5 protein-coding genes are annotated in these 11,112 nt (G+C 68.3%); 3 read left to right on the forward strand and 2 right to left on the reverse strand.

Annotated features, from left to right (window positions below):
- Positions 1-224: 224 nt before the first annotated feature.
- Positions 225-4,517, forward strand: coding sequence for a GH92 family glycosyl hydrolase (locus ED92_RS14895; RefSeq protein WP_037338222.1), 4,293 nt, complete (start codon positions 225-227; stop codon positions 4,515-4,517).
- Between the two features lie 58 nt (positions 4,518-4,575).
- Here ED92_RS14895 and ED92_RS14900 read toward each other — a convergent pair whose 3' ends face one another.
- Both ED92_RS14900 and ED92_RS14905 read right to left on the reverse strand, forming a co-directional pair.
- Positions 4,576-5,967 carry an MFS transporter gene (locus ED92_RS14900; RefSeq protein ID WP_037338224.1) on the reverse strand — a complete coding sequence of 464 codons (1,392 nt, stop codon included), beginning with the start codon at positions 5,965-5,967 and terminating at the stop codon, positions 4,576-4,578.
- Between the two features lie 514 nt (positions 5,968-6,481).
- Complete coding sequence (locus ED92_RS14905) at positions 6,482-9,265, reverse strand: M36 family metallopeptidase (RefSeq protein WP_052120567.1); 2,784 nt, start codon at positions 9,263-9,265, stop codon at positions 6,482-6,484.
- A gap of 154 nt (positions 9,266-9,419) precedes the next feature.
- Here ED92_RS14905 and ED92_RS14910 point away from each other — a divergent pair, with 154 nt between their 5' ends.
- Positions 9,420-10,316 carry an RNA polymerase sigma-70 factor gene (locus ED92_RS14910; protein WP_037338227.1) on the forward strand — a complete coding sequence of 299 codons (897 nt, stop codon included), beginning with the start codon at positions 9,420-9,422 and terminating at the stop codon, positions 10,314-10,316.
- Positions 10,317-10,346: 30 nt separating this feature from the next.
- Positions 10,347-11,105, forward strand: a complete 759-nt coding sequence (locus ED92_RS14915; RefSeq protein WP_037338230.1) for an SDR family oxidoreductase — start codon at positions 10,347-10,349, stop codon at positions 11,103-11,105.
- Positions 11,106-11,112 lie beyond the last annotated feature (7 nt).

An 11,112-nucleotide genomic window follows, 5' to 3' on the forward strand; every position in this document is an offset into this window, starting at 1 on the left:
CCCCACCCCAGTTTCCCGGATCGACTTCAGCCGTCACTTCACCCTGGCCCCGGCTCTGTCCGTTGTCCACCGGGTTTCTGGACAGCCGGGTTGTCCAGTTCGGGCCAGGTTTGTCCGAGTGTCTTGACATCGATGTCACAGCCGGGCTTTTCTCTCTGGGCGCCACCGGTCCCCCTGCCTGGTCGGCGCCCAGCATGCCCCCGCGAGAAAGCATTGGTGCAACGATGCCCCGAAGCGTCAGACCTTGGGTCTGCGGCCTCCTGAGTGCCACGGTGGTGGCGTCCGGGCTGGTGGCCCTCCCGGCCACCGCCTCGGCCGAAGAGCTCCCACCGGATTTCTACTCGTCGTTCGAACAAGGCGAACCGGAGCCGACGTGGAGCGACACCGTCGACGTCGATCCGTCCGGCAAGCCCAAGGCGTTCGGTGTCGACGGCGCGAACGCCACCACCATCCCCGGTGACATCCGCGGCAAGGTCACCGAGGTCACCGCCAACAGCGAGAACACCCCGAACGAGGGTGTGGCGAACCTGGTCGACGGTTCGACCGACACCAAGTGGCTGGCCTGGACCCCGACCGGCTGGGCGCAGGTCACGCTGTCCGAGCCGACGTCGATCACCCGGTACGCGCTGTCCTCGGCGAACGACTTCGACAACCGCAACCCGCAGGACTGGACGCTTCAGGGCTCCGCCGACGGCAAGTCCTGGACCGATCTGGACAAGCAGACCGGGCAGAAGTTCAGCGAGCCGTTCCAGACGAAGGAGTACCGCCTCGCCGCCGCGAGTGCCGCGTACAAGTTCTTCCGGCTCGACGTCACCAAGAACAACGGCGGCCCGATCATGCAGCTCTCGGAGCTGCTCCTGGCGAACGAGGACCCGGCCCCGCCGGCGCTGCCGAACATGCGCAGCTTCACCGACAGCGGTCCGGGCAGCGGCTACACCAGCAAGAACCGGGTCGGCTTCACCGGCCTGCGCGCGTTCCGCTACTCCGGCAGCCACAAGGCGCAGGGGCACGGCTGGTCGTACAACAAGATCTTCGACGTCGACATCCCGGTGGCGGCGACCTCGGAGCTGTCGTACAAGGTGCAGCCCGAATTCATCCGCGGCGACCTGAAGTACCCGAGCACGAACGTCGCGGTGGACCTGGCGTTCACCGACGGCACCTACCTGAGCCATCTCGGCGCGGTCGACCAGTACGGTTTCGGTCTTTCCCCGCAGGGCCAGGGCGCGAGCAAGGTGCTCTACACCAACCAGTGGAACCTGGTGCGCTCGCAGATCGGCGTGGTCGCGAAGGGCAAGACGATCGACCGGATCCTGGTCGGCTACGACAACGCCGACGGTCCCGGTTCGCTGCAGGGCTGGCTGGACGACATCAAGGTCTCGGCGACCCCGACGCCGCCGGCGAGCCTGCGCCCGTCCGACAACGTGCTGACCACGCGCGGTTCGCTGTCCAACGGGTCGTTCTCCCGCGGCAACAACATGCCCGCGACCGCGGTGCCGCACGGGTTCAACTTCTGGATCCCGACGACCGACGCGGGCACGTTGAGCTGGATGTACTCCTACCACTCGCGCAACAACGAGCAGAACCTCCCGGCGCTGCAGGCGTTCTCCGCGAGCCACGCGCCGAGCCCGTGGATGGCCGACCGGCAGACCTTCCAGTTCCTGCCCTCGACCGCGAGCGGTGTGCCGAATCCCGATCGTGAGGCGCGGAAGCTGCCCTTTAAGCACTCCAACGAGACGGCGCGGGCGCACTACTACGGCGTCGACTTCGAGAACGGGATCAAGACCGAGGTCGCGCCGACCGATCACGCCGCGCTGTACCGCTTCAAGTTCCCCGGCGCGGACTCGAACCTGATCTTCGACAACGTCAACAACAACGGCGGGCTCACCCTCGACCCGGCAGGCCGGTCCATCACCGGGTACAGCGACGTGAAGAGCGGGCTGTCGGCCGGTGCGACCCGGATGTTCGTCTACGCCACGTTCGACAAGCCGGTGACCGCCGGTTCGAAGCTGTCCACCGGTTCAGGTGACCAGAAGCGGGACAACGTCCTCGGCTACCTCAAGTTCGACGCGGGCGCCGACAAGACGGTGAACATGCGGATCGCGACCTCGCTGATCAGTGTGGACCAGGCGAAGAAGAACATGGAGCAGGAGCTCGCGCCGAACGCGACCCTCGAATCCGTCGCCGACGCCGCGCAGAACGCGTGGGATCAGAAGCTGAAGGTCATCGAGGTCGAAGGGGCCTCGAAGGACCAGCTGATCACGTTGTACTCCAACCTCTACCGGCTGTTCCTGTACCCGAACTCGGGCTTCGAGAACGTCGGCTCGGTCGAGAAGCCGGTGAAGAAGTACGCGAGCCCGGTGTCGCCGAAGGCCGGTCAGGACACTCCGACCCAGACCGGGGCGAAACTGGTCGACGGCGAGTTCTACGTCAACAACGGGTTCTGGGACACCTACCGCACGGTGTGGTCGGCGTATTCGCTGCTCAGCCCGGAGACCACCGGCAAGCTCGTCGACGGTTTCGTGCAGCAGTACCGCGACGGCGGCTGGATCTCGCGCTGGTCCTCCCCCGGCTACGCGGACCTGATGACCGGCACCAGCTCTGACGCCGCGTTCGCGGACGCCTACCTCAAGGGAGTCAAGGGATTCGACGTCCAGTCGGCCTACGACTCGGCGATCAAGAACGCCACCGTGACCCCGCCGAACGGCGCGGTCGGGCGGAAGGGTATCGACGAGGGCACGTTCCTCGGGTACGCGCCGAACACCGCGGACCACGGGTTCTCCTGGGCGATCGAGGGCTACGTCAACGACAACGCCATCGCCAACATGTCGAAGAAGCTCTACGACGAGGCTCCGGCGAACGACCCGCGCAAGCAGGAGTACCTGGACAACTACGGGTACTTCACCGAGCGGGCCACGCAGTACGTGAACGTGTTCGACCCGAGTGTCGGCTTCTTCCAGGGCCGTGACGCGGCGGGCAAGTTCACCCGGAGCAAGGAGCAGTTCGATCCGGAGGTCTGGGGTATCGACTACACCGAGACCAACGCGTACGGCATGCGGTTCTCGGTTCCGCAGGACGGACAGGGTCTGGCGAACCTCTACGGCGGCAAGGCGGGGCTGGCGTCCAAATTGGACGAATTCTTCGCCAAACCCGAGCAGGGGCTCAAATTCGGCACCTATCCCGGCGTCATCCACGAAATGACCGAGGCCCGGGACGTGCGGATGGGCATGTACGCGCATTCGAACCAGGCCGCGCACCACACGCTCTATATGTACGACTACGCGGGTCAGCCGTCGAAGACGCAGGCGAAGGTCCGCGAGGCGCTGGCCAGGTTGTACGTCGGCAGCGAACTCGGCCAGGGCTACGGCGGTGACGAGGACAACGGCGAGCAGTCGGCCTGGTGGCTGTTCGGCATGCTGGGCTTCTACCCGCTTCAGGTCGGCAGTTCGGATTACGCGATCGGCTCGCCGCTGTTCACCAAGGCGACCGTGAACCTCCCCGGCGGCAAGAAGATCGTGGTCAACGCGCCGAAGAACAGCGCGAAGAACGTCTACGTGCAGGGCCTGAAGGTGAACGGCAAGGCGCAGACGTCGACGTCGCTGCCGCATTCGGCGATCGCGAACGGCGGGACGCTCGACTTCGACATGGGTCCGAACCCGTCGTCGTGGGGCACCGGCCCGGACGACGCGCCGAAGTCGATCACCAAGGGCGACGCGGTGCCGACGCCGGTGCACGACCTGACCAAACCGGTCTCCGGCGGGGACGCCGCGTTCTTCGACAACACGTCGCGGACCGAGGCGAAGGTCAAGGCACCGATCCAGTACCAGGTGCCCTCGACGAACGAAGCGGGTTCTTTCTACACGCTGACTTCGGGCAAGGGCGCGGGCGACGCGAAGAGCTGGGTGCTGAAGGGTTCCTACGACGGGAAGACCTGGGCGGTCGCGGATCAGCGGACCGATCAGAAGTTCTCGTGGCGGCAGCAGACCAGGGCGTTCAAGATCGCGAACCCGGCGCATTACGCCTACTACCGGCTCGAGGTCACCGCGACCACGGGCGGCGAGGCGTCGCTGTCGGAGTTCGAGGTGCTGGGCAAATCCGACGCGGCGTGCACCCAGACGATCACGGGTGAGCGCAAGGGTCCGTTGACCGTGCAGAGCGGGGTGACCTGTGTGGACGGTGCGACGGTGTCCGGTCCGGTGTCGGTCGCGGCGGGTGCGAGCCTGATCGTCCGCGGCGGCTCGATCTCCGGTCCGGTGACCGCGAACGGCGCGGCGCAGGTCGTGCTGGACCGGACGAAGGTGGGCGGCCCGGTGGCGATCACCGGGACGACCGGGACGGTCTCGATCGAGCTGACCGAGATCGGCGGGCCGGTGGCGTTGACGGGCAACAAGGGACCGGTGCTGACTTCCAGCACGATCGGCGGCCCCCTGGCGTGCGCGGCCAACTCCCCCGCTCCGACGGACTACGACCTGCAGAACACCGTCCGCGGCCCAGCCGCCGGGCAGTGCGCGAAGCTGTAGTCCTCCGGTATGCGCGTGAAGGCCTCCTTCCCTCGGCTGAGCCGAGGGAAGGAGGCCTTCACGCGTTTCGGGAGCGCAGGATGCCGAACCCGACCAGCGCCGCGGACAGCACTGTGAGCGCGAGACCCGCGTAGGTGGTCGCCGTCAGGAAGTCGGCCGAGTGCAGGGCCGCGGTCAGCGCTCCGGGGAAGGCCAGCGCCAGGATGGTGCCGCTCAACGCGATACCGATCCCGGTCGTGACCTCGCTGGCGGTGTCGACAAGGGCGGCTCCGATGGTGGTCCGGTTCGAGGGCAGGCCCCGCATGACGTTGGTGCCCGCGACGACGCCGACCACCCGCATCCCGACCGCGACCAGGGCGAGTGCGACGGCGATCCAGGCGTAGCCGAGCCCGCCGAACACGGTGTAGATCGCGAGTCCGCACACGACGGCGGCGGCACTGAGCCAGGCGGCTTTGGTGAGCCCGACGCGGGCGATCAGCGGGCTGATGACGGCGCCGCCGGCGATGAGAACGACGACCTGGGGCAGCATCCCCAGCGCCGCTTCGGCCGGCGCCCAGCCGAGACCGAACTGGAGATGCAGCGTCACGAGGTAGCTCAGTCCGGCGGTCGCCAATCCGGCCGCGGCCTTCAACGCCAGGCCGCTGGACACGAGTGGCCGGGCGACGAGTGCCAGGTCGAGCAGTGGATGCCGGGCGGCCTTCTCACGGACGACGAAGCAGGCTCCGGCGACGAGGGCGGCCGCGGCGGTGCCCCACGGCAGAGCCGAGGAGGTTCCGGCTTCGACGAAGAACGTGGGAGCGAGCAAGGCGAGGACGATCGTCGCGGTTCCCAGGACGGCGCCCGCGACGTCGATCGGTTCGCGGTGCAGATCGGCGGGATCGTCGGCGGGGATACCGGTGCGGATGCCGAGGAACGCGAGCGCGGCGACCGCCACGTTCACCAGCAGCAGCGCCTGCCACGGCGCGACGGTGAGCGCCAGCCCGCCGGCGGTGGGGCCGACGGCGAGACCGATCAGGCCCACCGTCGAGATCAGCGTGGTCGCGCGGACGCGTAGCACGTCTTCGTCGAACAGCCGGAACGCGAGGGCGAGCGAACCCGGCGTCGTCATCGCGGCCGCGACACCCATGAGCGCGCGGACGGCGATCAGTTGCCACGCGGCGGTGACGACCATCGTGGCCAGGCTCGCCACGCCGAGCAGGACGAGACCGGTGAGCATGATCTTGCGCCTGCCGACCCGGTCGGCCAGCGCGCCGAACGCGAGCATGAGGCCACCGAACACGACGGAATACGCGCCGGTGATCCATTGCAGTGTCGTCGTCGAGGCGGCGAGTTCGCGGCCGATGGTCGGCAGCGCGACGTTGAGGATCGAGTTGTCGAGCATCTCGAACAGGAAGACGGCCGAGAGCCCGGCCAGCGCGGGCCATTTCTCGGCGAGAGCGGGGGTACGCAAAGGGTCTACTCCTTCGGAAAGAAGGAGTGACGGTTCGTTCGATACCGCGTATACGCGTGCTCGCGAGGTGAGCACGTTTCTACCCCGATGGCTCCAGCCTACTGCACTCGTGAGTGGTACAGACGGTGAGGGCCAACGCACCTATTGGTCAAAAGTCCGTGAAGGCCTCCTTCCCTACCTTCAGGGTAGGCAAGGAGGCCTTCACGAACTACGCGATCGCCATCCGCAGCCTCAGCAACACCAGCCGTCGCAGTGGCTGCGCGTGAAGGCCCCCTTCCCTCGGCTGAGCCGAGGGAAGGGGGCCTTCACGCACTTGAGGGGGCGAGCAAGGGTGACGGTGGCGCGCCTCTCCTCTGTATCTACTGGTCCGAAGTCCGTGCAGGCCTCCTTGAGGGACTCTGGGTCCCTCAAGGAGGCCTTCACGGACAGGCGCGGCGTGAACAAAGGCGTGACTCGCGTGATCGGAGGCCGAACACGGTGTTCCGCCTTCGATCACGCGAGTGCGGTGGACGGGTCAGGCGGCGGCGCCCCGCACCGCCAGTTTCTGCACGTCCATGTACAGGCACCCGGCCGTCGTCGGCTGCGGCGAGCAGGGCCTGTCCGGATAGAACGACAGCTGGTTGGACGAGACGGTCAGCCGCACGAACCGCACCCCGGTCGCGCTGCCCGGAGCGAGCTGGAGCGCGGTGAGCTTGTTCAGGTCGGCGGGTTTGAAGTCGCCGGTGCCCGCCTGCACCCACGTCGTGCCGTCGACCGAGGTCTCCACCGTGACGTCCTTGGCCGCGGCGGGCGGGTCGTCGCCGCAGACATTGGTCGGATCGATCTCGATGGCGCTGACGTTGACCGGTTTGCCCAGTTTGATCGTGACGAACCGCGTCTCGATCTTGCCGTCGGGACCGACGACCTTGTCGGTCGACCAGCCGCCACCGCCGAGCACCGACGAGGCCACGAGATCGCCGGGACCGCAGCCGTACGGGGTGAAGTCCTCACCGTTGAACGCGGTGACACCGGCGCCCGCGTCGCCGGACGCCCAGTTGAACCGCAGCGCCCAGTCGACCTTCGTGGTTCCCGACCGCACCGAGACCGCGCGGGTTTCGCTGTCCGCGCCGCCTCCGGAGGCGTAGACCTTCGGATAGGTGCCGGGGAGCACGCCGGGGATGGTGTAGCCGCCCGCCGCGTCGGTGACGGCGGCCAGCGAACCGGCGAAACCGGAGTCGTGCCCGCTGAACCGGATCGCGACGCCCGCGATCGGGGTGCCGCTGTCGCGGTTGGTGACCTTGCCGGTCACGGTCCCGGTCGGGGTGCCTGCCGGCGGCGGGGTGGAGAAGTCCTCGGCGGGCGCGGTGTCGGCGCCGGTGATCGACGCGGCGAAGTAACCCATGCCGCGAGCGGCGAACGTCTTCCACAGTTTGGCGTGCGCGCGGCCACCGTTGATCACCGTGTCGGCCTGCAGGATCGCGTTCCGCATGTCCAGGAACGACGGCGCGGCGGGCGAAAGCTCCATCGCACGGGTGACCAGCGCCCGCGTCAGCTGCACCCCGAGTGCCGAGCGGACGTCCCACAGCGTGCTCGCCCAGATCTCGCCATCGGCGTGGACCTCCGGGAAACCGATGATCCGGCCGAGATCGCCGTAGGTGTAACCGCCGGGACCGGCTCCGGGCGTGCCGGGGCACTGCGGCGCGCCGGCGCCGACCGGGCAATCCAGCGGCTGGGTGCGGGCGAGCGGGACGCCGTTGCTGACATAGTCGCCGCCGAGGAGCTCACCAGGTGCCGAGGTGTCCTTGATCGCGTTGCGCCCGACGAGGTAGTCGAAGGCGTACCAGTCGCTCCACGCCTCGCCCATCGAGCCGGACTGCAGCGAGCTCAAGGTGGAGTTGCCCTGCGCGTCGACGACGAGCCGGTTGGACAGGCCGTGGGTGTACTCGTGGTGGATGATCGTGGCGTCGTCCGCGGAGTTCGCCGCGAGGAACGGGTCGCTCGGATCCCGGGGGTCGTGGAACAGGAACATCCCCATCGTCGGCGGCTGGCCGTCCGGCGGCGTGCCCATGAACGCGTTGTCGTAGTAGCCCGGAGTCTGGGCGCCGAGCAGGGTGTGGACCTGGACGGCGTCACCGTCGACCTTCTCGAAGTTCCCGGCCTCGCGGGTGAAGCCGATCGGGAAGGACGCGAGGTGGTCGTGGAAGCTCCCGACGTAGGCCAGCGCCTGCACTGCGTTCTGCTCGCGGTTCTTCGCCCATGAGCCGGGCGTCTTCGGGTCCCAGGAGCAGGGTCTCGCCGCCGAGCACGGCGGGCCGACGACGGCGTTGAAGTCGCTGAACTTGTAGCGGAAGGTGCCGTCGGTGTTCCGGCCGATTTCTTCCTGTGGCTGGAACTTCAGGTCGCCGTTGACGTCGCCGGCGACGTGCGCGACGTTGCCGTCCAGTGTCTTGGCGTCGGCGGGCAGCCAGCCCTTCTGGCTCAGGTTTACCTGCTTCTGCGGGCCGGGCTGAGCCTCCCAAGCGAGGCCCTTGGCGCCATCCGCGTCGTTGGCGTGATTCACCAGGTTCTTGCGGTAGAGCAGTTTCCCGGTGCCGGCGTCGGTCACTTCCTGGAACATCTGGTCCACGGCCGGTTTGGTCAGCGTGTACCAGGCGGGACGGATACCGTCGCCGGTCAGGAACGCGACCTGCTTCGAGTCGGGGCCGGGCGCGGCCAGCGTCGCCGCGCCGAGCGAAGCGGGAAGGTCGCGCACGGGCGCGCCGTCCAGCTGGATCAGCCTGCCGTCCTTGGTGACGTGTGCCTTCAGCCCGTTGCCGAACACCGGAACCGCACCGACGGACTGGGTGAACGACAGATGGTGTGTGCCTTCGACGTCGACGTAGTCCTTGCGCAGGTTCAGTTTCGCGGTGTCGGCGGCGCTGAGGCCGACGAGGCCTTCCTTGTCCCGCAGATAGTTCAGCACGATGTCGCGGGGCGACCGGCCGCTCGGTCCGGCGAGGAAACCGTCGGTGCGGGCCAGGATCCGGGGCGTGCCGGTCAGCTCGTCGAAGTCGAGCAGGGCCTGGTTGCCCAGTTCCGCCCGCGCGGTCGCGACGGAGTTCGCCCGCGACGCCGCGAGCTGGTCCCGCGCGGCCAGGACGCGCGGACTGGTTCTCGCCGTGTCACGGACATCGACGTCCTTCCCGGATCTGTCCGGTGTGGTGTGCACGGCGCCCGGTGCCGGTGCCGCACCGGCTTGGGGCGCCGTGACCAGCGCTAATACGGTGATGGCGGTCGCGGCGCACAGCGAGGCACGCGAACGCGACGAACGTGACGTCACTCCAGACCCCTCTCTCGGTGGTGACGCAGACGTTCCATTCGTACCGATACAGTCACAGTGGACGTCAGCGCCGATCAGGTACGGCAATCCCGGTGAGCGGTACCCCTGGCAGGATGGTGTCCACAGTGGATTCAAGAGGGATTCGTAGGGGACGATGGACAGCGCGACGGAATTCGAGCGGCTGAGGCCCGCCATGTTCGGGCTCGCGTATCGCCTGCTCGGTTCGGCCGCCGAGGCGGAAGACGCCGTTCAGGACGCGTATCCGAAATGGGCGGGCGCCGAGCGCGAGTCGATCGGCTCGCCGCGGGCGTGGCTGGCGAAGGTGGTCACCAATCTCTGCCTGAACCGGCTGACGTCGGCCAGGGCGCAGCGCGAGCGGTACGTCGGGCCGTGGTTACCCGAGCCGGTTCTGACCTCGACCGACGTGCTCGGTCCGTTGGAGACGGCGGAGCAGCGGGATTCGGTGTCGCTGGCGATGCTGGTACTGCTGGAACAGCTCAGCCCGGTGGAGCGCGCGGTTTTCGTGCTGAAGGAGGCCTTCGCCTACAGCCATCGGGAGATCGCCGGGATCCTCGACGTCTCCGAGGTCAATTCGCGTCAGTTACACAGCCGTGCGCGAAAGGCGTTGGACCGCTCGGACGAGCGACGGGTTTCGAACCCGCGCCATCACGAGAAGCTGGTCGAGAGCTTCTTGTCCGCGGCGCGGGACGGCGATTTGCCCGCTTTGGAGAGTCTGCTCGCCGCCGACGTGACGGCTTGGTCGGACGGTGGCGGCAAGGTCACCGCGGCGCGGCGTCCGGTGCACGGCGCGGCCAAGGTCGCGCGGCTGTACGCCGGGATGTTCGCCGGCGCCGGCCAGGTGTCGATCGAGATCCTGGAGGTCAACGGCGGCCCGGCGGTGGTCGCGACGGCCGGTGGCGCCCTGTTCGGCGTCCTCGGGTTCGAGGTGGTGGACGGCCGGATCCGCGGGTTGCGCGCGGTCGGCAATCCGGAGAAACTCGCCTTCCTGTCGGGGCAGCTGTCACGTTCCGGGTGGCCGGCTGGTTCTTGAGGGTGAACGCTCTCGAGAAGGAGGACCAAGGTGGCGAACCCGATTCTGGTGACCGGCGGTACCGGCGACCTCGGCCGCGAGGTGGTGCGGCGGCTGGCGGCTGAAGATCGGCTGGTCCGCGTCATGAGCAGGCGGCCGCGGCCCGCGGACGTGCGGCACGAGTGGGCGCGGTGCGATCTGAAGACCGGTGACGGTCTCGCCGAGGCGGTCGACGGTGTGTCGGCGATCATCCATTGCGCGTCGACGCTGGGCCGCGGCGACGAGCAGGTGACGCGGAACCTGGTCGAGGCGGCGAAGCGGGCGGGCGATCCGCACGTGGTGTACATCTCGATCGTCGGCATCGACGTGATCCGGTTCTTCTACTACAACGAGAAGCTGGCCTCGGAGAAGGTGATCGAGGAGTCCGGTCTGCCGTGGACGGTGCTGCGCGCGACGCAGTTCCACGAGCTCGTCGCGCGGGCGTCGTCGGCGCAGCGGCGGCTGCCGGTGACGATCATGCCGTCGGGGTTCCGGTTCCAGCCGGTCAGCACCGGCGATGTCGCGGACCGGCTGGTCGCGCTGGCGTCCGGTGAGCCGTCGGGGCGGGTGGCGGATATGGGCGGCCCGGAGGTGCGGAGCGCGCGTGACCTCGCGGAGGCGTATCAGCGCTCCGTCGGGCGCCGGAAGCCGATCGTGTCGCTGTGGCTGCCGGGCAAGGCGGCCAAGGCGTTCCGGGCGGGCGGCAATCTGACCCCGGAGAACGCGACCGGTGTGGGCACCTTCGAGGAGTTCCTCTCCTCCCGCGTTTAGTCCTCTG

This window comes from Amycolatopsis sp. MJM2582 (genome assembly GCF_000754115.1).
GTDB lineage: Bacteria > Actinomycetota > Actinomycetes > Mycobacteriales > Pseudonocardiaceae > Amycolatopsis > Amycolatopsis japonica.

Excerpts from the sequence above, each read along its gene's own strand:
- ED92_RS14910 (WP_037338227.1), top strand. The coding sequence starts at position 9,420 with ATGGACAGCGCGACGGAATTCGAGCGGCTGAGGCCCGCCATGTTCGGG.
- ED92_RS14895 (WP_037338222.1), top strand. The coding sequence starts at position 225 with ATGCCCCGAAGCGTCAGACCTTGGGTCTGCGGCCTCCTGAGTGCCACG.